23 protein-coding genes are annotated in these 24049 nt (G+C 44.7%); 14 read left to right on the forward strand and 9 right to left on the reverse strand.

All coding sequences use genetic code 11. The features are described from left to right. The first annotated feature begins 254 nt into the window (after positions 1–254). Positions 255–2042, forward strand: coding sequence for a bifunctional peptide-methionine (S)-S-oxide reductase MsrA/peptide-methionine (R)-S-oxide reductase MsrB (gene msrAB / locus HL061_RS00125; RefSeq protein WP_093070932.1), 1788 nt, complete (start codon positions 255–257; stop codon positions 2040–2042). A 295-nt stretch (positions 2043–2337) separates the two neighbouring features. After that, positions 2338–3564 carry a nicotinate phosphoribosyltransferase gene (pncB, locus tag HL061_RS00130; protein WP_071001375.1) on the forward strand — a complete coding sequence of 409 codons (1227 nt, stop codon included), beginning with the start codon at positions 2338–2340 and terminating at the stop codon, positions 3562–3564. 1 nt (position 3565) lies between these two features. Here pncB and xseB read toward each other — a convergent pair whose 3' ends face one another. After that, positions 3566–3811, reverse strand: coding sequence for an exodeoxyribonuclease VII small subunit (gene xseB, locus HL061_RS00135; protein WP_071001376.1), 246 nt, complete (start codon positions 3809–3811; stop codon positions 3566–3568). A gap of 58 nt (positions 3812–3869) precedes the next feature. Beyond that, on the reverse strand, positions 3870–5402 hold the full coding sequence (gene xseA, locus HL061_RS00140; protein WP_071003576.1) for an exodeoxyribonuclease VII large subunit: 1533 nt from the start codon (positions 5400–5402) through the stop codon (positions 3870–3872). Between the two features lie 44 nt (positions 5403–5446). Here xseA and HL061_RS00145 point away from each other — a divergent pair, with 44 nt between their 5' ends. Next, on the forward strand, positions 5447–5611 hold the full coding sequence (locus HL061_RS00145; RefSeq protein WP_156770944.1) for a hypothetical protein: 165 nt from the start codon (positions 5447–5449) through the stop codon (positions 5609–5611). A gap of 18 nt (positions 5612–5629) precedes the next feature. Here HL061_RS00145 and HL061_RS00150 read toward each other — a convergent pair whose 3' ends face one another. Beyond that, the gene (locus HL061_RS00150) at positions 5630–5998 is read right to left on the reverse strand and encodes a hypothetical protein (RefSeq protein ID WP_071001377.1); all 369 of its coding nucleotides are present in this window, start codon (positions 5996–5998) and stop codon (positions 5630–5632) included. 290 nt (positions 5999–6288) lie between these two features. Between HL061_RS00150 and HL061_RS00155 the strand changes: the two genes are divergently transcribed. From HL061_RS00155 to purF, 11 genes are all read left to right on the forward strand, one after another. Beyond that, positions 6289–6939 carry an alpha/beta fold hydrolase gene (locus HL061_RS00155; RefSeq protein ID WP_071001378.1) on the forward strand — a complete coding sequence of 217 codons (651 nt, stop codon included), beginning with the start codon at positions 6289–6291 and terminating at the stop codon, positions 6937–6939. 90 nt (positions 6940–7029) lie between these two features. Beyond that, the gene (gene zapE / locus HL061_RS00160; RefSeq protein ID WP_071001379.1) at positions 7030–8130 is read left to right on the forward strand and encodes a cell division protein ZapE; all 1101 of its coding nucleotides are present in this window, start codon (positions 7030–7032) and stop codon (positions 8128–8130) included. A gap of 134 nt (positions 8131–8264) precedes the next feature. Continuing rightward, positions 8265–8924, forward strand: coding sequence for a nitroreductase (locus HL061_RS00165; protein WP_071001380.1), 660 nt, complete (start codon positions 8265–8267; stop codon positions 8922–8924). A gap of 122 nt (positions 8925–9046) precedes the next feature. After that, complete coding sequence (locus tag HL061_RS00170) at positions 9047–10363, forward strand: NAD(P)H-dependent glycerol-3-phosphate dehydrogenase (protein ID WP_071001381.1); 1317 nt, start codon at positions 9047–9049, stop codon at positions 10361–10363. 60 nt (positions 10364–10423) lie between these two features. Continuing rightward, positions 10424–10882 (forward strand): histidine phosphatase family protein, encoded by a 459-nt coding sequence (locus HL061_RS00175; protein ID WP_058024979.1) that lies wholly within the window; start codon positions 10424–10426, stop codon positions 10880–10882. A gap of 160 nt (positions 10883–11042) precedes the next feature. Continuing rightward, positions 11043–12338, forward strand: a complete 1296-nt coding sequence (gene gspL, locus HL061_RS00180) for a type II secretion system protein GspL (RefSeq protein WP_071001382.1) — start codon at positions 11043–11045, stop codon at positions 12336–12338. Between the two features lie 33 nt (positions 12339–12371). After that, positions 12372–12941 carry a type II secretion system protein GspM gene (gene gspM, locus HL061_RS00185; protein ID WP_071001383.1) on the forward strand — a complete coding sequence of 190 codons (570 nt, stop codon included), beginning with the start codon at positions 12372–12374 and terminating at the stop codon, positions 12939–12941. A gap of 281 nt (positions 12942–13222) precedes the next feature. Further along, positions 13223–13624: a hypothetical protein gene (locus HL061_RS00190; protein ID WP_093070974.1), complete on the forward strand. Its 402-nt coding sequence runs from the start codon at positions 13223–13225 to the stop codon at positions 13622–13624. Positions 13625–13848: 224 nt separating this feature from the next. After that, on the forward strand, positions 13849–14883 hold the full coding sequence (locus HL061_RS00195; RefSeq protein WP_058024983.1) for a quinone-dependent dihydroorotate dehydrogenase: 1035 nt from the start codon (positions 13849–13851) through the stop codon (positions 14881–14883). A 30-nt stretch (positions 14884–14913) separates the two neighbouring features. Beyond that, positions 14914–15411, forward strand: coding sequence for a CvpA family protein (locus HL061_RS00200; RefSeq protein WP_252962374.1), 498 nt, complete (start codon positions 14914–14916; stop codon positions 15409–15411). 206 nt (positions 15412–15617) lie between these two features. Then, positions 15618–17153 carry an amidophosphoribosyltransferase gene (purF, locus tag HL061_RS00205; protein WP_058024985.1) on the forward strand — a complete coding sequence of 512 codons (1536 nt, stop codon included), beginning with the start codon at positions 15618–15620 and terminating at the stop codon, positions 17151–17153. Positions 17154–17275: 122 nt separating this feature from the next. Here purF and HL061_RS00210 read toward each other — a convergent pair whose 3' ends face one another. The 6 genes from HL061_RS00210 to yajC all read right to left on the reverse strand — a co-directional run bounded on the left by HL061_RS00210 (position 17276) and on the right by yajC (position 24028). Beyond that, positions 17276–17635, reverse strand: coding sequence for an AzlD domain-containing protein (locus HL061_RS00210; protein WP_071001385.1), 360 nt, complete (start codon positions 17633–17635; stop codon positions 17276–17278). Continuing rightward, a complete protein-coding gene (locus HL061_RS00215) occupies positions 17625–18356 on the reverse strand; it encodes an AzlC family ABC transporter permease (protein ID WP_071001386.1) in 732 nt (243 codons plus the stop codon). The genes HL061_RS00210 and HL061_RS00215 overlap by 11 nt, the downstream gene beginning before the upstream one ends. A 141-nt stretch (positions 18357–18497) precedes the next feature. Further along, positions 18498–19907 (reverse strand): MATE family efflux transporter, encoded by a 1410-nt coding sequence (locus tag HL061_RS00220; protein WP_071001387.1) that lies wholly within the window; start codon positions 19905–19907, stop codon positions 18498–18500. Positions 19908–20141: 234 nt separating this feature from the next. Continuing rightward, positions 20142–21404: a protein translocase subunit SecF gene (gene secF, locus HL061_RS00225; protein WP_071001388.1), complete on the reverse strand. Its 1263-nt coding sequence runs from the start codon at positions 21402–21404 to the stop codon at positions 20142–20144. A 9-nt stretch (positions 21405–21413) separates the two neighbouring features. Beyond that, positions 21414–23291 carry a protein translocase subunit SecD gene (gene secD / locus HL061_RS00230; RefSeq protein ID WP_071001389.1) on the reverse strand — a complete coding sequence of 626 codons (1878 nt, stop codon included), beginning with the start codon at positions 23289–23291 and terminating at the stop codon, positions 21414–21416. A gap of 407 nt (positions 23292–23698) precedes the next feature. Then, positions 23699–24028 carry a preprotein translocase subunit YajC gene (gene yajC, locus HL061_RS00235; protein WP_071001390.1) on the reverse strand — a complete coding sequence of 110 codons (330 nt, stop codon included), beginning with the start codon at positions 24026–24028 and terminating at the stop codon, positions 23699–23701. Between the last annotated feature and the right edge of the window lie 21 nt (positions 24029–24049).

Consider the following 24049-nt stretch of genomic DNA (forward strand, 5'->3'; position numbering starts at 1 on the left):
TCAGATACTTCTCTATCAGCACTCTTACTATCCTGTTAAATAAGTGTAGCTATCAACAGCTTACTATTAAAGTAGGCTCCAGTAGCGTTGTATACTATTAAGATGAACTAATGCGTCTCAACCATCAGAATCACTGTCTCTCCACCATTTTTCAAAGTCTTATCTCTTTAACTTGAGTTCCCTCATAATAGAATTTTGAGCTATTTATCGCTCATGGTTGCCAAAACTCGCACCATTCGTAACAAGGACATGTCATGTCATATAAAAACAATCAAAAAAATAGTAATCATGAAGAAATTAAGAAACCTCGCTCACCAAGCTGGCTAAAAAATGTTAGCGCCTTTAGCATGACAACAGTGCTAAGTGCAGGCATATTAGTCGCCTGTGGCCAGATGAGTAATGCAGAAAGCAGCGCAAGCAGTAGTACCAAATCAGGTAGTCAAAATACTGGTGTCACAAGCTCTCGTGACATGTTGCCTTCCGACATGCTCAAACAAATGCAAGCATTGCCGCAGCTAACGAGCGGCTTAGGCGACACAGGTGCGGCAGTGATTGATCCTAATAAGCCAACCTTGGTAAAATTTTGGGCGAGTTGGTGCCCGTTATGCTTGGGAACGTTAAAGGAGACTGAGACATGGCGCACTGATCCTAAATTTTCAGGGCTGAATGTCATGACTGTCGCCAGTCCTGGTCACCTGAATGAAAAAGCGGATGGTGAGTTTAGTACTTGGTATGCAGGCGTACAAGCGGACCACCCAAACTTGCCTGTCTTGACTGACCCTTCAGGTGAACTTATCAATAAGCTTGGTGTACAAGTTTATCCAAGCTGGGCTATCCTTGATAAAAATGGCAATCTAGTACACTTGGTAAAAGGTAATATATCAGTAGAGCAAGCCTACGCACTTGCCGAAAATGCAGATAATGGCTTCGCTGAGCTCAAAGCAGGTAACGCTAAACCTGCCAATGCACAAGCATCAGATAACAATAAAATCGAAACCATCAAGCAAAAAGATGGCGTGTACTACAATGAGACCGGCAAACCAATCAACACCCGCTCAATCTACCTTGCAGGGGGCTGTTTTTGGGGTGTTGAAGCTTATATGGAGCGCGTTGATGGCGTCATCGATGCCGTATCAGGTTACGCCAATGGCGATACAGCCAATCCAAGCTATGAGCAAGTCATTCGTGGCTCAGGTCATGCAGAAACCGTAAAAGTTACCTATGATGCCGACAAAACAGACCTCGATACCATCTTAAAATACTATTTCCGAGTGGTTGATCCAACGAGTCTGAACAAGCAAGGCAATGATCGCGGTGTGCAGTATCGCTCAGGTGTGTATTACACTGACAAAGAAGACAAAGCGGTGATTGATGCTGCGCTCAAGCGTGTACAAAGCAAATATGAGCAAAAAGTCGTGGTCGAAAATGAACCCTTAGATAATTTTTATTTGGCTGAGATGTATCATCAGGATTATCTGGCAAAAAATCCAAATGGCTATTGTCATATTGATTTGAGTCTTGCTGATGATAAGCCTGAAGGGGCAGCTCGCACCAAGCTTGCGCCAGTTGAGACTATTGCTGAGACGTTAGATCCCAAGCGCTATGCTAAATTTGACAAAGATGCGCTAAAGAATACCTTGACCAAAGCGCAATACAATATCACGCAAGAGGCTGGGACGGAGCGTGCTTTTAGTCATGAATATGACGATTTATTTGCACCAGGGATTTATGTCGACGTGGTGAGCGGTGAGCCGCTGTTTTTGTCGACTGATAAATACCAGTCAGGGTGCGGCTGGCCCAGCTTTACCAAGCCTATTGATATGCAAGTGATTACTCAGCATCAAGATACGGCATTCAATATGGTACGTACTGAGGTGCGCTCGCGCGTAGCAGATTCACATTTAGGTCATGTATTTTCTGATGGTCCAAAAGACCGTGGCGGGCTGCGTTATTGTATCAATGGCGGGGCGCTACAGTTCATCCCAGTCGATGTGATGCCGCAATCGGGCTATGCACCATTGGTAAAACTGGTGAAATCATAGTCGTTTTATTGCCACCTTTGAATAAATAAAAAAGACGTTAAGTTCACTCTTAGCGTCTTTTTTGTACCATGTACTGTTAGATATTCGATGATCATTTTCGCTAGTTGTACGAATTTTGCTGCAATCTCATGCGAACTCTGACATCAATACCAAACTTCGTTATACTGGATGGTTTATGGATGACGCATACTTTATGGGCGTCTATTATCCAGATGTTATTTATTATTCAGACATAAGGTCGCTTGGTTGATTCGGTGACACTTGTTTCTCATTTCTGCACTTTTAAGGCCATAGCATGACTGCTACTTATTCACCTATTATTACCTCACTGCTTGATAATGATTTGTACAAATTTACGATGTTGCAAGCCATGTTGCATCAATTTCCGCAGACGCATGGGGTCTACCGTTTTCGCTGCCGCAATCATAAAGACACCGCTTATCCACTCGCCAATATCAAAAAAGATCTAGAGCAGCAACTAGACAGTCTGTGTGAACTGCGCTTTTTGCCAGATGAGCTGGACTACCTACGTGGTTTGCGCTTTATGCGCTCAGACTTTGTTGATTATCTAGAATTATTTAAGTTAAAACGCCGGTTTATTACCGTCAGTATCGATGAAAAAGGTCGTTTGTCTATCGACATCGAAGGGCCGATGATTCAGGCAATGTTCTTTGAAGTATTTGTGCTGGCTATCGTCAATGAGCTTTATTTTAATGCGTTATCTGACGATAGTGTGATTGTAGAAGGACAGCGCCGCCTTGATGAAAAAGTGGCATTGCTGCATCAATATGCGGCAGAGCAGAAAAAAGAAGATCGTAATACGCCGCCGTTTATCGTCGCTGATTTTGGAACGCGTCGACGCTTTAGCAAACGCTGGCAGGCGCATGTGGTAGAGACACTATACAAGGCTGCGCCAAAAATCGTAGGCGGTACTTCTAATGTATATCTGGCAAAGCAGCTTGGCATGACGCCGATAGGCACGATGGCACATGAGTTTATGCAGGCATTTCAGGCATTGGATGTACGTCTGCGCGATTCACAAAAGGCAGCGCTTGAAGCATGGGTGCATGAATATCGCGGTGATTTGGGTATTGCATTGACAGACGTGGTTGGTATGGATGCGTTCTTGCGCGACTTTGATTTGTATTTTGCCAAGCTCTTTGATGGGCTGCGTCACGATAGTGGCGACCCTTACATCTGGGGTGATAAGGCAGTGGCACATTATGAAAAATTAAAAATAGATCCAAAGACAAAGATTTTGACTTTCAGTGATGGGCTGGATTTAGAAAAGGCTTGGGAGCTGCATCAATACTTCAAAGATCGTATTAGAACCAGCTTTGGCATTGGCACCAATTTGACCAATGACATGGGCATCACACCGATTAATATCGTGCTCAAATTAGTAGAGTGCAATGGTCAGCCAGTGGCCAAGCTGTCTGATAGCCCAGGCAAGACCATGATCAATAATGACACGTATCTTGCCTATCTACGCCAAGTCTTTGAAGTTGATGAGCCTGAATAAACTAACTGTCCGTGCTGCTAGTAGATTTTTCTTCGGCGAAGGCCGCATCCAATGCTTGCTGTACCGCGTTAATACGGGTTTCGCAAACGCGATAAGCCGCAATAGACTCTTCAACCGTGGTCATCAGATTATCAATATCAGGCTCGTCTTGTTGCTGTAATTCGGCCGCATTGGTTTTTAAAATATCGTAAGCCGCCTTAAAGGTTTTTGGGGCGGCTTTTTTGCGTCTGCGAGTAGGGGTGGTCATAAAATTTCCTAATTGTTAAAGGTAAGTAGATAAGTAGTTGTTAGATATTATTATATGATTAAATGGGCATGTCTGAGGTTTCAGTCGCTTTCTTGTCGATATTGACATCGATAATCTGCGCTTTTGCATTGCCATCTTTTAAAATGATATTGACGGTTTGCTCAGGAGACAGTTGGGTGCTGGTCGTGAGCGTTTGGTTGTTTTTGGCATCCGTGAGCATGGCATAGCCTTGTTTGAGCACGCGAGACGGGCGATGTAATAGCACAATATCACGTAGATGTTCGCTATCACGCTGTGATTGTATGACTTGCTGCTGCACGTTTTGCATAATCGATTCTTGATGAGTTTTGCTATTGGTCGCGGCTTTCGTCAGTTGTTGACGTGCCGAGGTTTGCGTTTGTGTATATCGCTCAGCCGTCAGTCTAGCGGCTTGCTTTACTTGACGCTGTGCGCTTTGTTGAATGCTGCGCCACGCATAATCATTGTCTTTTCGCAGAGCGGTGAGTTGCCCAATAGTTTGCGACTGTATTTGGCTCAACTGGCGTGTGCTTTGTTGTTCCGCCGTATTGAGTTGGCGCTGAGCGGCTTGTTTGATTTGCGCTTGATATTGTAGCGTCTGAGTGACGAGCTGGGCTAAATGACTATGGATAGCGGCAATCACTTTTGAGGGCGTATCAAAGCTGGTGTGCGCCACTTCATCTAAGATGACTTTGTCACGCTCATGACCGATACCCACCCAGACAGGCACAGGCTGCTCAGCCACCAACGCTGCCAGCTCATAATCATTAAGATAAGCCAAATCACCAACCGCACCGCCGCCGCGAATAATCACCAATAAATCAGGCAAACGCTGATAAATTTCATAAAACTGCTGCTGAGCACTAACGATGGCTTGGCGTATCTCAGCGGGTGCATGATTGCCTTGAAAAGTCGCATTATGGTAGTGGAAATGACAAGCACCTGTACTGGCTAAGCGATCCGCATCTGCTTGAAAGTCACCCAATCCAGCCGCCTTTTCAGGCGCGATGACCAGCACATGCTCGATATCAAAAGGGGTAGGCAGCTGCTGATTGAGGTGTAATAGCCCTTCGCCTGTTAAGCGATCAACCATTTCTGCATACTGCCGTGCCAAGTCGCCTAGGGTATAGCTGGGATCGATATCCTCAATCGTGATTGAAAAACCGTACTGGGGATGGAATCCTGCCGATACTTTAAGGAGTACGGTCAAGTCACGCTCAAGCGGCATACCCGTTGCGCGCTCAAACTTGGCTAATACACGAGCCGCTTTAAAGCGCCAAAGGTTGCCGCGGCAGCTGGCGACCACTTTGCCATCATCGTCTTTTTCTGCCAATTCAAAATAATAGTGACCACCCTTGCTCGACAGATTACGGATTTCAGCTTTGACCCATACCCGGTGGTCAAAGGTCTGTTTGATGACCATTTCAACCGCGGATAAGTAATCACTCAGGCGTAGGACCGTATCCTCTAAATGGTCTTCTTGCTCAGCGAGCTCGGCCTCTAGAGTGGCCAAATCTTTGGCAGGTGCGAGTACTTTGGCCTGTTTGATATTTGAAAGGTTAGGTTTGCGCATGATATAAGACCAAAGATAATGAAAATATAAAGACTGATGAAGATATGCTGAATACGATAGCGGATAGTTTAACCCAAAAGGGCGCGCACAAAAAGCAAAGCCAACAAGCTTTGATTGATATATCATCCATATCGCGGCTTGTTGGCTATTCCATCAATCACAGTATGTCAGGTGATGCTAGAGAAACGCAAATGGCGTCGCTCATTTAGAGAGTTGCTGATAGAGAGTTACTGGCAACGAAAATTGATCTTGTATTCATAATCATCATTGCGTGACAAATCTGGCGTGCCCGTGCCAAAGATTGAGCCGACCACGGAACCCACTTGCCCAACCATACGGCCAGTACGTTCATTTAAGATACCATTATATTTGACATTGTCATCAACAATAATGACTTGTTTGCTTCGACAGGTTTTTTGCGCACTATCAATTGCATTTTGCTGCGCTTTGACTTTGGTATCAGCGATTCCTGTGGTTTCATAAATAGAGTTGGCACGTTGAATCACTGGTGATGATGGCGTGCTTTGACAAGCGCTTAAAACGAGCGCACTGGCCAATATTGCACCTAAACTGGCAGTTTTGTTAAAGGTATTCATAAATAATTCCTAATGTATATAAACAGAACGTCTTAGCGATAGGCAAAGCTTCATGAATGTAGCGCATCTAGATATTACCTGTCTAGACGCTTATTGTGTGCGGTATTACAGCAGTATTACCTATCCAATTTATGACAAAAAAAGCGTGCTTAAATAAATCATATACTCAGCTGCTGGGCATCAACTTTGGCCTAACATAAAACAAGTCGCACCCGTACACAGCAAATCACTTGAAATAAAAATCATATCTAGGATAATTGAGCCATTCATTTTTATTAATAAGTAATACTATGCAATTGATTCCTGCTCCTGCTGGTGTGCTCGAGGTCGACGCACTATGGCAAAATGACAATCCTAACGACCCAAATACAGATACCGTTGCGCTGCTGTGTCATCCCAATCCGTTGTTCGATGGGACAATGAACAATAAAGTGGTCACGACTATGTACCGCTTTGCCCGTGACAATGGTATGCATGTGGTGCGCTTTAATTTTCGCGGTGTTGGCCAATCGACAGGCGAGCATGATTATGCGGAAGGTGAAGTGGTCGATGCAATGACCGTGCTACAATGGATTGCTGAACAAACCAATGCCCGAAAGCTATGGCTGGGCGGTTTTTCTTTTGGTGGTTATGTCACTGCCCGCGTGGCTGAGCAAGTACTTGAAGCCGCGCATATATGGGGATTGGGTGATTTTGACGTGTCAAAAATCGCGCTTATCGCACCCTCAGTTGAAAAAAATGACAGTACTGATATCAATTTACCCGCTGATAAAACCTTTGAGATTTATGGCAATGCGGATGAAGTAATCGCGCCTGAAAATATGCAGGCATTTGCAGATCGTTTAGGAATTGCAGTAAGCGTTGTCGATGGTGCTGGTCACTTTTTTCACGGTCGATTATCAGAGCTCAAAAAGTTATTAGAAACGCATAGTAATACGTAGTTTTAACCTTAACCGCTAATTTATGTTTTAGGGTAGCACTTAGCCACTCCAATATTTTGATATTTATTTAATCCAACGATGAGTCGTATTATGAGTTTATCTCCATTGCAACGTTACGAGAAAGCCGTCAGTACCGATGAGTTTACTCGGGATGAGCAGCAATTTCAGGCCATGAGCTATCTTGATGAGATCTACCATCAGCTCATCAATAGCGCACCGCAAAAGAAAGGGTTCTTTGGGTTTTTAAAATCTAAGCCTGCCGCGCCAACTGGATTATATATGTGGGGCGGTGTCGGTCGCGGCAAGACGTGGATGATGGATATGTTTTATGATTCATTGACCATTGAGCGCAAAATGCGTCTGCATTTCCATCATTTTATGCAGCGTGTTCATCAGGAGTTGAATAAGCTTCAAGGCGAAAGTGATCCACTCGAAAAAGTCGCCGATATTATTTATAAAGAAGCGGTCGTTATCTGTTTTGATGAGTTTTTTGTGTCTAACGTCTCTGATGCGATGATTTTGGGTGATTTGTTTACGATGCTGTTTAATCGCGGTATCACTTTGGTGGCTACCTCAAACATCGAGCCTTCTGGTTTATACAAAGATGGTTTGCACCGCGACCGTTTTCTACCCGCCATTGCAGAGGTTGAGAGCCATACGACTGTGATGAATATCGACTCCGGTGTTGATTATCGTCTGCGCGTGCTTCAGCAAGCAGAGTTGTACGAATCACCAATGACCAAAGCCAACCATCACTGGCTCGCCAACCGCTTTGCCAGCTTGTCTAATAATCAAAAAATCAGCAATGACCCGATTATTATCAATGGCCGCGAGATCCCAATCAACGCGCGTACCGAAGATATCTTGTTTTGCGATTTTCGACATCTGTGCATGGCACCGCGCTCGGCATCTGATTTTATTGAACTTGCAAAACAATTCAGCACGGTATTAGTTGATTCAGTACCCGCTTTAGATGATGATTTGCGTGATCCAACGCGCCGTTTTATTTATCTGGTCGATGAGTTTTATGATCGCCGTGTAAAACTGTTGGTACGCGCAGAGCAATCGATTTTGGACTTGTATCAAGGGGAAAAGCTAGCGTTTGAGATTGAGCGTACCCGCTCACGCTTGCTTGAGATGCAATCAGAAGATTATCTACGCATGGATCACCGCGTCGAAGATGCTGCGTAGTGGATGTTTTTTAAAACAGCATTGCTACAGCTTAAATATTTTTTCGCATTCGGTGCTTAGTATTTTCAATGACAAGTATCAGATTTAAAAGTAGTTCGTAAAAAGAAATAAATAATAATAAGTAAGGACAGGCAATGACGACAACAGATGAAAATAACCAAGCGCCACAGGACAATAAACTGCCCGTTAAAAATGTAGCCACAAATGATGTCTCAGCTAGCAGTGAAGAGCTGATTGGTTGGATTAATTCAAGACGCAGCATGGGCAATTTGGATACACCAGCGCCAACACGGGATCAAATCGAGTCTGCTATTGGGTGTGCAGCGACAGCGCCCGATCACAAAAAACTGCGTCCATGGCGCTTTATTGTGACCCAAGGAGAGGCACGTCACGAGTTAGGTAATGCTTTGGTAGCCGCAGCAAAAGAAAAAGCGCTCAAAGATGGCGAAGAGCTGTCTGAGAAAACCATCAAAAAAACCCATACCATGCCGCTCCGAGCACCTGTTATCATAACGGTCGTGACGCAAATGCAAGAGCATAAAAAAGTGCCACCTTTTGAGCAAATGCTCAGTGCAGGTGCTGCTGTGCAAAATTTGATACTGGCACTCAAAGCTCAGGGATTTAGTACAGTTTGGCGTACTGGGTTGTTATGTAATGAGCCTGCGGTAAAAGCTTATTTTGATGTGGGTCCAGATGATTATGTGACCGCTTTTGTTTATACTGGCACTAGTCCAAAAGATGAATCCAAACGCAAACCTATTGATATCGAGCCGTTAGTACGCTTCGAGTCGTAATTTGACTCGGTGTTGTCTCTTGGTAAAATTATTACCTCAAAAAGACCGCGAGCCCGAGTATCGGAGATATCTGGGAACAGTAGCTCCTATGAGAATAAGTCAGTCAACATGGATAAAAGAACATGACAAGTCCTAACGATAGCAATAAAAATAACAACAGCGCTAACAATGAGGCGGGCAACAATACGTCTGAAAAACAAAATGGTATGTTGGCAAGTATCTTAGAGCGTGCAAGTAAGTCAGGCATCGGTCGTAAAAAATCAACGCGCAGTCCAGTTGAGTCAGCAGTCGCAAAAGACATGGCAGATATTCACAGCAACCCTACCAAGCTGCGTTTGGCGTTTTTAGGTGGTGGTAGCTTTGGTACGGCAATGGCAAACTTGGCTGCGCGTAATGGCTGCGATGCTACGCTGTGGGTACGTAATAAACGTACGGTAAAAGCGATGGCAAAAACTCAAACCAATAAAAAATATCTGCCTGGCTACAAGCTTGATGACCGTTTGAAATACAGTCATGATTTGGCGGCTACCGTCAAAGACAAAGATATTATCTTTATCGCCGTGCCGGGATTGGCTTTTCGCGAAACGGTAAAAAACATTGCGCCTTTGATCAGTGGGCAGTCTATCGTATCGTTGACCAAAGGAATGGAGAAAGATACCTTTGCCATGATGAGCGACATTATTAAAGAAGTGTTGCCTGAAGTGAATTTCGGTGTTATGTCAGGGCCAAACCTTGCCATAGAAATCATGAAAAACATGCCGTCTGCCACGGTGATTGCAAGTGAGTCTGAGCCATTGCGTCATGCGGTACAAGCAGCTTTGCACAGTGCTTTTTTTAGGGTGTTTGCAAGTGACGATGTACGCGGTGTCGAGCTTGGCGGCGCGCTCAAAAACATCTATGCCATCGCCATGGGTATGGCAGCTGCTTATGAAGTGGGTGAAAATACCAAAGCAATGATCCTTACTCGTGCCTTGGCAGAAATGAGTCGTTTCGGTGTTGAAGAGGGGGCCAATCCGCTAACCTTTTTAGGTTTGTCAGGAGTGGGGGATTTATATGCCACTTGTAGCTCAGAGTTAAGCCGCAACTATCGTATTGGTAATATGCTCGGTCGCGGCATGAGTATTGATGCTGCCGTCAAAAAACTGGGTCAAACTGCTGAAGGGGTCAATACGATTCAGCAAGTCCACGAAAAAGCCACTAAAGCGGGCATCTATATGCCTATCACCCATGCGCTCTATGCGGTCATTTATGAAGATAAAGCAGCATTAGGCGTGGCACTACATTTGATGGAAGCGGGATTCCGTAGTGATGTTGAGTTTGTGATGGCGCATGATCATAGCAATGCTGCGCTTACCGCTCATATGAAAAACTCAAGTAACAGCGCTAAAGACAATACCAAAGACGACGCCAAAAGTAAAAATAGCGATGCTGATAAGTAAGATATTTTATTAAAAGGTACTATTGAGAGACAGTGCTAACTCCGCGCACCAAGGAAGGTTATGAAAATTATATTAGTACGTCATGGTCAAGCCGAAGATGAGACGCGTCCGGATAGTGCGCGTCAGCTGACTGACTTTGGTCAACAGCAAGCGGCACAGACGGCAGAGTATGTGACCACACACTATCATCCAGATTGTTTTATCGTCAGTCCTTATGATAGGGCGCAGCAGACGCTGGCTGCATTCCAGTCACGAATGCCCAACGTACTTTCAACAGTACAAGATAATATCACGCCCTCTGATGATGCCCGTGAGGCTTTAATTGATATTGCGAATATTGATGCAGAATGTCTGGTCGTTGTTTGTCATATGTCAATCGTTGCTTATATCGCAGGCTTGTTGACTGGTGATTATCCTGAGTCATTCTCTTTGGCAGAAGCCAGAGTGTTTGAAATGGAGTTTGTTATGACTGGGATGGCCACTGAAGTGGATCGTTTTGTACCTGACCAACCATACTAGGCTGACTTAGCCATTTCTTAGATAGGGTGAATTCAGAGTGAGGCAATCATGCCAATTAAGCGACTGGCTCAGCAGATAAAATGACTCAATCCTTTCTAAATAGTAGCACTGCTTCATCACAGTACTTTTATAACCGCAGCAATAATCGAGGACACGTTTAGTGTTACATGTTTGGTTACGAGCGCAGCATAGTCCGCTAGCTGTCTGGCGCGAAGATGTACATCAATGGCAGACGGTTGATGGTTGGCAACAGTTACAAACTATCTATGGTCATCATAAATCGAATGGCCAAAAGGCAATTTGTTTATATTTCCCCTCAAGTCATGTATTGCAAGTAGAAACAGCGCTTAATAATGCTCAGCTCAAGCAGCTGGGAAATAGTGGTAAGCAGTATTTGTTTGAAGAAACCTCCCTAACGCCAGTTGAGCAATTGGTTATTCGTCAGTTGAGCCATACTGATACGACGCAGCTGTACGCATTGGCACAAAGCGATATTGAGGCATGGCAGCAAAGTGCTCAACTCGTGGGTATGAATATAGTGGCACTACTGCCAGATTTCCTATTACTGCTGCCGCCAGAAGAAGGTGCAGGTCAGCAAGTGACATTATATCAAGACGAGCAGACTCTGCTATTGCGCCAATCATTGCGCCAAGGTATGGCTGTCAGCTATTTGCCGTTGATCTTTGAGCGCTTTCCGCATTTAAGCGAAGTGATGTTGCTGACTTCTATTGAAGCCAATAGCCTTGCTACCAGTGATTCAGCCACTAATGAAATGGATAGTATGGGTATCAATGATATCCCAGCAACATCAGCGACTACCAGTTCTATGGCGCAAACTAAAGCGCTGATCGCTGATCACCAGCTGTTATTAACGAGCTTGCCCACGACACCAGCGCCCATTGACAACCCAGAACGTCATGCGCTGAACTTCTTTATCAAATCAACCGACTCACAGTTATCACCGTATTTACGGGTAGCAATGATGGTTGCGTTATCGGCCTTAGTGCTACAGATGGCAACCGATGGGGTGCAGTGGTACCAGTATAATGAGGCAACAGCTGCCACCAAGACTGAAATAGCAGCGCAATATCAATCTTGGTTCACTGATGAGCCCCTCAGCACTCGAACCAAGCTCCAAGTACAATTACAGCCAAAACTGCTTAGCGACAGCCAGGCACCTGCATCACACATGGCAGCGCTGTCAAAGATATCACCCTTAATCAAACAATCTTCACTGCGTGCGCAGACGCTAGTGATGCAGCCATCTGCACTCAGTTTTACGCTCATTGCACCTGATCGTGGCAGTTTGGATCAATTCACGAGCACGCTAATAGCGCAAGGTTTGAATGCCAAGCTTGCGCAAGTGAGTAGTAATGATCAAGGTCAATTTAGTGCTCAGGTCACTGTGGATGTGGTGGAAAACAGCGATACGGCGAACACTCCGGCAGCATCATAATTCATCAGTGTATTGGTAAGAAAAGGTCAAAACATGAAACAATTACAGCGCCGTACCAAACGCAGTGCAGCTGTCTCTGCAACCAATACTAAGGCGCACGCATTCTCTGAGCGTATGAGCAGTTACCAAAATATGCTATCAACGCGCTGGCAAGCATTACCACCACGCGATCAGCTAGCGTTAGCTATATTATCCGTATTTTTGTTGGTGTTTATCGGCGGTTATGGTGGTTATAGCATTCATCAAGCGGCAAAAGAGAGCGAAAATGATTATCAGGAACAAGTGGCTGATTATTTTTGGTTGCGGGCGCAAGCAGGTAATATCGATAGTAATGCATTAAGTGCTGGCAATAACGCTAATGGAGAGGCTGACATGCCGCCTGCCAATCGAATTAGTGCGCTGCTAAATACCACAGGAATTACAGATGCTCAGGTCGTTGCGGCTGGTGATTCGGTGCAGTTAAGCTTTATCCACCCCAGTCAAGCTGTCGTAAGTACCGCTCTTGGCAAGTTAGAGCAGCAAGGTTGGCAGTTCACGCAGTTATCCATGCAGCAAGACCTAACGAATAAATCTATCCAAGTGCAAGCCACTGTCACTTTATAACTCGATACTGTTTAGTGGCAGGTATGGTCTTAATAGTAGAATATGAGTAACAGAACATGATATGTTCCAATCCAATTTATTAGTAACTCGTTTTTCAAATGGCATTTTGAGTTAGATGTCATTGAAAAGCCTTTTATCTGTCACCATTAAATGTTTATTAGCCACTGCTAACGATAGATATTTAGCGTAAAGCACTTTCTTCATAACGATACTGATGAGCATAGTTTTCAGCAGACAAGATTACTGACCAGCAAGGACAACGCAAACCAATGAGTGACAGTATGAGCAACGATAAGCGCCGTTCTTTAACCATTTACAATCACATCACTTATTTCTTATATGTGATTAGCTATTTTACCGCTGGTCTGCTGTGGATCGTGCCGATTGTGATGAATTATGCCAAGCGTCACGATGCTGATGGTACATGGTTATCCACGCATTTTGATTGGCAAATCAAAACGTTTTGGTACAGTATCGTTTGGTTTATTATTGGTATTGTCATCACAGTTTTTGCTTTAGGTGGTTTTGGTGTGAGTATGCTAGCTGATAGTGGCAATATTGCTATTGGTTCGACGTTACTGGCTGGCTTTGGTCTGTTGATTGTGACATTCACCTTTATCTGGCATTTATATCGAATTATACGTGGTTGGATTGCACTCACTGACGGTCGCCCAGTACCTTGATATAATATACTAGTTGTCTTTCGCTGTTGATTCAGCTGAGCTTAAAAGACAGTGAATTATTATGGCTATTTAATAAATGCTTATATGCGCTGACGGCGGGTTAAATGTGGAAATTTACCGTGTGAAACTTTGCGCTTGTTTCTGTTAAGCTGATATAATCGCTCCGCCTGATTTCATTCATATTCTTTATCCACTATTTCTTTCGAGCAGGGTTTGCCATCACTATGTCTTATGCCTTACTTCGTCCTTTTTTGTTTAATATGGATCCCGAACACGCCCATGAGATGACGCTATCTTTATTGGATAAAGCACATAAAGCGCGTGTTTTAGGTTTGGCGTATGGTCAGTCGATGCAGCCTACTGACTGTATGGGATTACAGTTCTCTAATCCAGTGGGTCTTGCTGCAGGCTTGGACAAAAACGGTGACTACATTGACGCGCTAGCTGAGCTGGGTTTTGGTTTTATAGAAGTAGGTACGGTCACGCCAAGACCGCAAGCGGGTAACGATAGGCCAAGACTGTTTAGAATCAAGCAAGCAGACGCCATCATCAACCGTATGGGTTTTAATAATGAAGGCGTTGATTATCTGATTGACAATGTCAAACGCTGCAAATACAAAGGCAATATCGGTATCAACATTGGTAAAAATGCCGACACGCCGGTAGAGCAAGCCGCAGACGATTATGTGTATTGCTTAGAGCGTGTCTATCCGCATGCCTCATATATTACGGTCAATATCTCATCGCCAAACACCAAAAACTTACGTGACTTGCAAAGTGGTGAGGCTCTGACCCAGCTGATGGATACGATTAAAAACCGTCACAGTCAGCTGGCGACTGAATATGGGTTTTATGTGCCATTGGTGCTCAAGGTTGCGCCTGATCTAGAGCCACTGCAAGTTGACTATATCTCACAGCAATTATTAGACTTTGAAATTGACGGTTTGATTGCAACCAATACGACACTGAGCCGTGTGGGTGTCGAAGACCTACGTGATGGTGATCAAATGGGCGGCTTGTCAGGTCGTCCGGTGAGCCACATTAGTACCCAGATTTTACAACAGTTCTCTGATCAGCTAGATGGTAAAGTTGCTTTGATAGGTGTGGGCGGTATCGATAGCGGTGCCAAAGCCGTCAAAAAAATCGAAGCAGGTGCAGACATGGTACAGCTCTATACAGGACTGATCTACAGAGGTCCTGGCTTAGTACAATCCTGTATTCAAGCAATCGGTGGCTATTATGATGCCATGGAAAGCTAGTCAAGTGAATAAAATGGTGAGGCGCAAGATATGAGCGTTCTAGATATTGTGATTGCTATTGTTGTCTTGATTGGTTTGTGGCGCGGCTTTCAAGTTGGCCTGATCAAAACTGCGGTTGGCTTAGTAGGCTGGTTTATCGCTCTTATCGCTGCGACTCGGCTCGCAGGATCGGTGTCGCCTCAATTATCTGGTATCGTGCAAAGTCCCGTACTACAAATGGCGATGGCCTTTTTGCTGGTGGTGATTGTGATATTGGCAGTTATGCACTTGGTGGCTTTTGTATTCTCAGGTGTGCTCAAGACACTGCGTCTGGGTGTGGTCGACAAAATGGCGGGCGGGGTGCTTGGTGCTGCCAAAAATGTACTCATGGTATTGGTTGTGTTAAGTGTGACTGCGCCACTACTAGTACAAATGCCGCAATGGCAAACCTCAGTCCTTGCCCCTGAGCTGCTACCTTATGCACCTATGGGGAAAGCATTGGTATCAGATGTGTTGGGCATGGCTTGGGATCAAGTCAATCAGTCGTAATTTTCTATTGTTCTAATTCTTTTTATACTTCTAAACGTTTGCATGTGTTACTGATCATCGAAAACAGATGATCAAAAATTATCATGAAGTTTCTTGCAAAATCATCAGGTTAGCGGTGGACGACAGTGCGTGATTTTAGCCACATACTGTCAGCAGTTTTGCCGTTATTGTCGTACTAATGTATGAGTTAAATAGGATATAGCTATATGTGTGGAGTCATTGGAGTTGCAGCTCATGAGCCAGTCAATCAGATACTTTATGACGGTTTAACGATGCTACAGCATCGTGGGCAAGATGCAGCAGGTATTGTTACTTTGCAAGATGGTCGACTTTACCTACGTAAAGAAAACGGTATGGTACGTGACGTATTTATGAATCGTCACATGATGAAGCTGGTCGGTAAGTTTGGTATCGGTCACGTTCGTTACCCAACTGCTGGCACTTCTAGTAGCGCTGAAGCCCAGCCATTTTATGTTAACTCACCTTATGGTATCACGCTTGCGCATAATGGCAACTTGACCAATGCTGAGAGTTTGGCCAAATCTTTATATATCGAAGATCGTCGCCACCTCAATACCGATTCAGATTCTGAAGTGCTGCTGAACGTACTCGCACATGAGATGCAAAATCTAGGTAAGACGCATCCAACAGCCGATGACATCTTTGAAGCGGTAAAAGCCGTTTATAGACGCTGTGAAGGGGCTTATGGCGTTGTGGCCTTGATTACTGGTCATGGATTACTAGCGTTCCGCGATCCAAACGGTATCCGTCCGCTTATCTTTGGTAAGCGCATGGCAGAAAACGGCGGCACCGAATATATGGTCGCCTCTGAATCAGTCGCATTGACAGGTTCTGGCTTCACTATCGTTCGTGATGTAAAACCAGGCGAAGCTATTTTTATTGATTTGAACCATAAGCTACATACGCATCAATGCGTAGCGCCAAAAGAATACACGCCTTGTATCTTTGAATATGTGTACTTTGCCCGTCCAGATTCTATTATGGATAATATCTCAGTTTATAAATCACGCCTACGTATGGGTGAAAAATTGGCTGACAAAATCCTTGCAGAGTGGGGCGAAGATCATGACATTGACGTGGTCATCCCGATTCCAGATACGTCACGTACCTCAGCGATGGAGCTAGCGCTAAAAATGAACGTCAAGTACCGTGAAGGGTTTATGAAAAACCGCTATATCGGTCGTACGTTTATCATGCCAGGTCAACAGCAGCGCAAAAAGTCCGTTCGTCAAAAGCTAAGCGCGGTGCCGTTAGAGTTTAAAGGCAAAAACGTACTATTGGTTGATGATTCAATCGTTCGTGGTACGACGTGTCATGAAATTATTCAAATGGCGCGTGATGCAGGTGCTAATAAAGTGTTTTTTGCGAGTGCCGCGCCACCAGTCAAGTTTCCAAACGTATACGGCATTGACATGCCAGTGCGTACCGAGCTGATTGCTTCAGGCAACAGTGTTGAGGAAGTACGTGAGATCATTGGTGCTGACCGTCTGATCTTCCAAGACCTAGATGATTTGATCGATGCCGTCAAGGATACCAAGCACAGCAGAGTCGAAGGGTTTGATTGTGCTGTATTTAATGGCTGCTACATTACTGGCCAGATCAATGAAGCGTATCTTGACCATCTGCAAGAGCAGCGTAATGATACGGCCAAAACTGGCAAGAAAGGCGTGCAGATAGTGGCTGATACCCCAGTCGATATGATGGGTGTTGAAGAGCTTTAAGCCAGATAGTAATAAATATATTGCTTGAAAATAAAAAGCTGGATTCTATTAAGAGTCCAGCTTTTTTTTGCCAAAAATACCAGTAAAATCAATATTGGATGTTGGTATAAGATAGGCTGCTGTCAGATCAAAAAATTGGTAAATATCCAGACAAAACCATTGATCGCGGCAATACCAACGATCATGCTGACCAAGAGCTGGCGGCTAATATGGTAAATAAAGAGTACCAGTATAAGTGCGCAAACCTGTGCCATCAATAGATGTAGCTCAGGATCACTCAAGGCAATGTCTACTGGCAGGTTTTGATAAGACAGACTGGTTAAGATAAGTAGCACCATCACTGACAACGGTAAGCTCTCATTCAGTCGATGTAGCCAAGGCGTATCTAAAACTTTTCTAGGGATTAATGCTGGTAACGCACGAGTGATGAACGTCACTGCCGCCATCGCAAGCGTCGCAAAAATAAGATAACTACTGGTCATAAGATTCTCCTATTTCATGACGCTGCATCCAAAATCCACGTACCAAAATCATCAACATACAGATAGTGATAGCCACCAACAATAACCAATCGCTAGTGAATAAAGACGCGACAATCAAGCCAATTACAGCGATGCCAATGGGGAAATAACGTTTAATACTTTGGAATTGCTCATAAGCCAAAATTGCAAACAGACAAACCAAGGCAAAATCCAAATGTGGAATTAAGTCACTAAGCGTACTTCCAATTATCACGCCGATGGCACTCGCGAGTACCCACCAGCTTTGGTTAAATAAGCTAATAGGGAGTATGAGTGCTTGTCGTGCCTCGTTTGGCAAACTGGTCATGACTGAAAAGGTCTCGTCAGTCAGGGCAAATAAGCAATACGTTTTTGCCAGTTTATGTTTTGGTAGATATTGCAATAGTGGTATACCATAAAACACGTGGCGTAAATTAATGGCGGCGATATTGGTCGCGATATTACCGATCGGCAGACCAGCGCTTAGCATTGGCAAACAAGCATATTGAGCCGCTCCAGCATAGAGCACAATGCTGAGCATAACCGTTGCCCATACAGGAATACCAGCAACTTGTGCCAGTACACCAAAGGCAATACCAGCAGGCAGATATCCCATGGCAACGGGCAAGCTTTTTTTGAAGCCCTCAGCCCAATCGTGAGTGCGTTCTTGTTGATGACTGAGTTCGTTTGAATGAGTGGTCACATGGCATCCTAAATTTTCTTACACTGTTTTTATAAACGGATTGTTTTACACTTAAAAATAAACACTGTATTGCGTCAAAACGGTATGTGATGGCTGTATGATAAATGACTGCGTGATCATTGGCTGTACAATAAAAAGTGTTTAAGCCTCTGGCTGTAGCCTCTCATAACTACCTGATTGATGAGCACGGTACAAAAATCCGCCTAAGATAATTAGCCTCAATAGCAGTAAGCACCATACACTCAGCCAAATACCGGTCATATCCCATTGCTGATAAAGCAGCCAGCTCAACGGAAAGAAAATAGCAGCTAGTATCAGGGCAGCATTACGAATCACATTGCCTGCTGTCAAACCAAAAAATATACCATCTAACCAGTAGGCTCCAACACCCACGAGGGGTAACAATACGGCATATAGGTGGTACTCATAGGCGAGGGCAAACACCGATTCAATATTGGTCATAAAATCTAGATAACTTGGCATTGCAAGCCACCAGATAGCGCTCAGCAGGATTGCTAGGCTATAACTGACAATGCCCGTGCGTTTTATGATCATCAAAAAACGTGGCCAGTCACGCCGACCAGCAGCTTGCCCACTTAACGTCTCAGCAGAGACAGCAACGCCATCAAGTGCAAAAGCTGAGATGCTCAATACCTGTAGTAAAATGGCATTGGCGGCCAATATCACATCGCCACTTTGAGCCGATAGCCGAGTAATCCAAGCAAAACTGAGCGTTAAAATAAGAGTACGGACAAAAATATCTTTATTTAAAGAAAATAGCCTAAGCATTTTATTTTTTGTAAAATGCTGCTTATCTGCTCTGAGTAAAGCTGTCCATGATACCTTTAAATGATGGCGGCTTAGTGATAACGCTAGTAACACACCTAACCAAAACGCAATGGTCGTACCCAATGCCACACCAACCAAGCCCATATTCATAATGAACACAAAAAATAAAGTCAGCACGATATTGATCAGAGCAATAAATCCCTGCTGATACAGCATATATCGTGTCTTGCCTTGCCCTGCAAACCAACCTATAAAGGCAAAGTTCATCAGCTCAGCGATCACTCCCCAAAATCGCACATCCAAATAGATTTTTGCAGCGCGACCACTTTCAGGATTGGCTGATAACACTTGTAACCCAACATCGATCAGCCACGGTTTGGCCAGTAGCAAAACTGCGCCGATTAAGAAGGCTAATAACAACGCGCGCTGTAAAATAGACAGTAACGGTGACGCTGTTGTCGCAGTGCGCCCATTGTTATCAGTATGATTGGCCAGTTGTCCTAAAGCTTGCGCGGATAAACCAGAGGAGGCGTATTGTAAAAAGTTAAAGCTAACGAGCAACAAGGACAACAGCTGTATTGCCAAACCCATGCCAGCCAGTTTGGCCGTCTCATTCATATTACCGACAATCGCTGTGTCGATCACACTTTGCAATGGCATGGCGAGATTGGCCAATAGGACAGGTAGGGCAATGGCAATGATACGCTTATAGCTGGTATCGATAGGCGGCATGACGTTGGATGCTGAGGTATTGGCTGGCATTGGTGGCTCGTTTATACTGAGGCGATAAAGAGGGCAATATATTATTTGGTTTTGGCAAAGCAGCAGTGCAACGCATTTGATAAGTGAGGCAAAATTGCTATAAAGACAAAAGCACCTAGACTCATTATTCATAAGTCAGGTGCTCTTGTCGAAACATTATTACTATTTCATCAGCGATAATACAAAGGCTAACCGTACGCTACATAAGTGTACTATGTCCTCTAATATACCTTACTAGACGTTGTCTTGCTCAAACATTTTTGGATCATTGAAGGTGACAATCTCTTCTTCAAACTCTGGCTTCACTTTTACGATAAAATCATCGCGTGATAGACCCATGCGTAATGGAATCGAGCTTGCAATATAGGTCGATGAGTAAGTACCTGCAAGTAGACCAATAAATAGCGCGACTGAGAACCAGTATAGCCCTTCACCGCCTAGGAACAACATGGCCAATACGACCAATAGGACTGTTGAGATGGTCATGATGGTACGGCGTAGGGTTTCGGTCAAAGACAAGTCAATCGTCTGCTCTGGGGTAATACCACGGACACGGCGGAAGTTTTCGCGGATACGGTCATAAACCACAATCGTATCGTTCAATGAATAACCAATCAACGCTAATACAGCAGCTAATACCGTTAAGTCAAAAGGGAAGCCAAATAGCGCAAATACACCAATGGTCACCACTGCATCATGAAATAGTGACAGCACAGCACCAAGCGACAATTTGAACTGGAATCGTAGCGCTACATAGCCCAGCATACAAACCAATGCCAACACCAATGCCATAACGGAGTTTAGATAAACCTCATTACCCACTTGGCTACCAATGATATTGACGTTACTGATAGTAGCGGTATTGTTAGGCAATGCTAATGCTTGAGTTAGGTCAGTATTCAGCCCATCCACATTATCAGACTGGGGCGGTAGTCGTACCAGTAGCTCTTCACGTGTACCGAGATATTGAACGACAGCATCATCAAAACCATTGTCTGCCAGTGCTTGTACAACAGCAACTTGCTCAACAGGCTGCTCATAACGCACGTCTGCTGAGACACCGCCCGTAAAATCAAGACCCAAGTTCAGACCGTTGACGGCAATAGCAATGATACTACCGATCACCATAAATAAAGATAGCAGCGCCATTGGCTTTTCTATCTTCATAAAGGGAATGATGCGCTGATTACCAACGGCTTTGATACCGCCCTCAGCCATGGCTGCGGCATCATCAGCCGCGTCACTTGCTGCTAGGTTAGGATCAACAGCAGTAGAGAGGGCTTGATTGTCTGTACCAGCTTGGCCTTTACCACCACGGCGGCCACTACTTTTGCCAGATTTGGTGGTAGTTGGGTTATTGGTTTTGGTATTGCTACCTTTGCCATCACGGCGTGGTTTTTTGCGGCGGCGGGTACTTGCAGTAGTCGCATCACCGTTCGAGCCATTTCGATCAGGATTATTCTGCTGTTCTAAAGGGTTATTATTTTCGATCGCCATAATGTTCTCCTAACCGATGCTCAGACTTTTGATGGATTTACGCTTACCATAAGCAATTTGTACCAGTGCACGCGTCACCAAAATAGCGGTAAACAGTGAGCTGACAATACCAATAGCTAGCGTAACCGCAAAGCCTTTAATCGGACCCGTACCAATCGCAAATAGGATAAACGCGACCAATAAGGTTGTGATGTTGGCATCAAAAATACTACTAAATGCCCGATCAAAACCTGCCACGATGGCAGATTTTGGCCGTACCCCATTGGCAATCTCTTCTCGTATCCGCTCAAAGATCAGTACGTTGGCATCAACCGCCATACCAATGGTCAAGACGATACCAGCAATACCAGGTAGCGTCAGTGACGAACCCAAAATTGACATAATCGCAATAATAATAATAACGTTCACCGCCAATGCCACGTTGGCAATCACACCAAATAGGCGATAGAAGATAATCATAAATACGAAGACTAATAAATAGCCGACCTGCGTAGAGAATAAGCCTTTATCAATGTTCTCTTGACCCAGCGATGGGCCAATGGTGCGTTCTTCTACAAAGTACATTGGTGCGGCAAGTGCACCTGAGCGCAGTAGTAGCGCAAGCTCAGCGGCCTCAGCTGTGCTATCAAGACCAGTAATACGGAATGATGAACCCAGTACTGCTTGAATATTGGCACGGTTAATGACCTTGGTTTCAGCATAAGGCGTACGTACTTCAGTTGTCTCACCAGTCGCTGGATCTTCTTCGTAAGTGATTCTTTGCTTGTTTTCAATGAACAATACAGCCATCTGCTTGCCGACAGCGGTGCGAGTGGCGTTTTGCATGAGCTTACCACCAGCACTGTCTAGCGTGATGCTCACTTCTGGCGAGCCGTTTTCGTCGACGCCTGTCTGTGCATTGGTCACTTTATCGCCCGTGACGATGGCTTGACGCTCTAGCAACACTGGTGGACCATCGAGTGTCTCAAATGGGAATGCTTCAGTACCTGCTGGAGGAATACCGCCTGTGTAGGTATCAGCGTCTTCTGCCACCATACGGAACTCAAGGTTGGCAGTACGTCCAAGGACACGTTTTGCTTCAGCAGTGTCTTGTACGCCTGGCAGCTCGACCACGATACGGCTCGAGCCTTGAGATTGTACCAATGCTTCAGTCACACCCAGCTCGGCAATACGGTTACGTAGCGTTGTTAAGTTTTGATTGACCGCGTAACTATTGATTTCGTCAAGCGTTGCGTCGTTATATGACAATACCAATGCAGGACCTTGGTTATCAATTGAAGATTGCAAGTTGAAGGTATTGCTCATCGAGCCTTGCAAAATGTTTTGCGCACGATTACGGGTATCTGTATCAGCAAAATGTAGTACAACGCCGCGGTCTTCGGTTTTTATACCTTTAATCGCCACTCGCTCAGCACGTAACTCGCGTCGCATATCACGACTGGCGCTGTTCAAGCGCTGTTCAAGCGCCTTGTCCATATCGACTTCTAGTACAAAACGTACACCACCGCGTAAATCAAGGCCAAGTTTCATCGGTCTGGCACCGATATCACGCAGCCACTGCGGGGTCGTTTGTGCTAAGTTGAGAGCGACCACATAGTCCTCACCCAAGTTTTGACGTAGTACTTCTTGCGCTTTTAGCTGATCGACTGGGTTGTTGAGACGTACCAGTGCACTGTTGCCCTCAAACGTACCATTATGATTCTCTAGACCTGCCTCTTCGAGTAAGCTTTGAGACTGGGTCAAGATACCTTCAGACAGTTGAGTCCCTGCTGCTGCGCTCGTAATCTGCACGGCAGGTTCGTCAGGGTATAAGTTAGGAGCAGCATATAGACCGGCAATGATGAGCACGACGGCAATAAGTAAGTATTTCCAAGCGGGATATTGCATAATCACTTCTTTAAGTTGATAAACGACTGGCGACGTGAGCCACAAGTTAGCAGATGGGAAGTTAGCGACAGCAATGGCTGACTGCTATATTTAGCAGGCTCCATTATTCATCAGGCTCCATTGCGATCATCCGCGGTGATAGTAAAACATAAAACAGTAAAGCAAATAATACAGACGTATCTTTACCCAGTCACCAAGAATATCATTGGTGAAACAGGCAAAGTCAATATATCTACAGGCTAGGCTAGCTTATATAACAGCCGTACCTTACTACCTTAATAGCGACTACCTTAATAGCGAAAAATGACCGTAAATGATATACGGTCATTATTTGGTCATTGCACCCAGTGGTGATACGACCATTAAATTACTACCGATAAAGCTCAGTAATAATTAAACGTTTTCGATTAAACGCTTTCGATTGTGCCAGCAGGCAATACTGAAATAACAGAAGCACGTTGCACTTTGACATCCGTGTTGTTATTTAAGCTCACAACTGCATAATCGCCTTCTATCGCTTTGATACGACCCATCAAACCACCAGCAAAGATGATTTCGTTGCCAACCGTCAATGCATTCACCATGGCACGGTGCTCTTTGGTACGCTTAGACTGCGGGCGAATGACCAAAAAGTAAAAAATGGCAAAAAAAGCAACAGGAAGTAAAATCTGACCGAATAGCGATCCAGCACCAGCGGCTTCTGGTGCAGCATGGGCAGCTTGAATAAATAAGCTCATAATGTCTCTCAGTGGTTCATA

Source organism: Psychrobacter sp. PSP (assembly GCF_024085615.1).
Classification (GTDB): domain Bacteria; phylum Pseudomonadota; class Gammaproteobacteria; order Pseudomonadales; family Moraxellaceae; genus Psychrobacter; species Psychrobacter pacificensis.

What these genes read in the sequence shown, in the direction of transcription:
- HL061_RS00150 (WP_071001377.1), bottom strand. Translation starts at nt 5,998, where the DNA reads ATGAATACCTTTAACAAAACTGCCAGTTTAGGTGCAATATTGGCCAGT.
- HL061_RS00155 (WP_071001378.1), top strand. Translation starts at nt 6,289, where the DNA reads ATGCAATTGATTCCTGCTCCTGCTGGTGTGCTCGAGGTCGACGCACTA.
- HL061_RS00200 (WP_252962374.1), top strand. Translation starts at nt 14,914, where the DNA reads ATGAGCGTTCTAGATATTGTGATTGCTATTGTTGTCTTGATTGGTTTG.
- msrAB (WP_093070932.1), top strand. Translation starts at nt 255, where the DNA reads ATGTCATATAAAAACAATCAAAAAAATAGTAATCATGAAGAAATTAAG.
- HL061_RS00145 (WP_156770944.1), top strand. Translation starts at nt 5,447, where the DNA reads ATGCTGAATACGATAGCGGATAGTTTAACCCAAAAGGGCGCGCACAAA.
- yajC (WP_071001390.1), bottom strand. Translation starts at nt 24,028, where the DNA reads ATGAGCTTATTTATTCAAGCTGCCCATGCTGCACCAGAAGCCGCTGGT.
- secD (WP_071001389.1), bottom strand. Translation starts at nt 23,291, where the DNA reads ATGCAATATCCCGCTTGGAAATACTTACTTATTGCCGTCGTGCTCATC.
- HL061_RS00170 (WP_071001381.1), top strand. Translation starts at nt 9,047, where the DNA reads ATGACAAGTCCTAACGATAGCAATAAAAATAACAACAGCGCTAACAAT.
- pncB (WP_071001375.1), top strand. Translation starts at nt 2,338, where the DNA reads ATGACTGCTACTTATTCACCTATTATTACCTCACTGCTTGATAATGAT.
- HL061_RS00165 (WP_071001380.1), top strand. Translation starts at nt 8,265, where the DNA reads ATGACGACAACAGATGAAAATAACCAAGCGCCACAGGACAATAAACTG.
- HL061_RS00190 (WP_093070974.1), top strand. Translation starts at nt 13,223, where the DNA reads ATGAGCAACGATAAGCGCCGTTCTTTAACCATTTACAATCACATCACT.
- HL061_RS00220 (WP_071001387.1), bottom strand. Translation starts at nt 19,907, where the DNA reads ATGCCAGCCAATACCTCAGCATCCAACGTCATGCCGCCTATCGATACC.
- HL061_RS00195 (WP_058024983.1), top strand. Translation starts at nt 13,849, where the DNA reads ATGTCTTATGCCTTACTTCGTCCTTTTTTGTTTAATATGGATCCCGAA.
- xseA (WP_071003576.1), bottom strand. Translation starts at nt 5,402, where the DNA reads ATGCGCAAACCTAACCTTTCAAATATCAAACAGGCCAAAGTACTCGCA.
- zapE (WP_071001379.1), top strand. Translation starts at nt 7,030, where the DNA reads ATGAGTTTATCTCCATTGCAACGTTACGAGAAAGCCGTCAGTACCGAT.
- HL061_RS00210 (WP_071001385.1), bottom strand. Translation starts at nt 17,635, where the DNA reads ATGACCAGTAGTTATCTTATTTTTGCGACGCTTGCGATGGCGGCAGTG.
- purF (WP_058024985.1), top strand. Translation starts at nt 15,618, where the DNA reads ATGTGTGGAGTCATTGGAGTTGCAGCTCATGAGCCAGTCAATCAGATA.
- xseB (WP_071001376.1), bottom strand. Translation starts at nt 3,811, where the DNA reads ATGACCACCCCTACTCGCAGACGCAAAAAAGCCGCCCCAAAAACCTTT.
- secF (WP_071001388.1), bottom strand. Translation starts at nt 21,404, where the DNA reads ATGGCGATCGAAAATAATAACCCTTTAGAACAGCAGAATAATCCTGAT.
- gspM (WP_071001383.1), top strand. Translation starts at nt 12,372, where the DNA reads ATGAAACAATTACAGCGCCGTACCAAACGCAGTGCAGCTGTCTCTGCA.
- HL061_RS00175 (WP_058024979.1), top strand. Translation starts at nt 10,424, where the DNA reads ATGAAAATTATATTAGTACGTCATGGTCAAGCCGAAGATGAGACGCGT.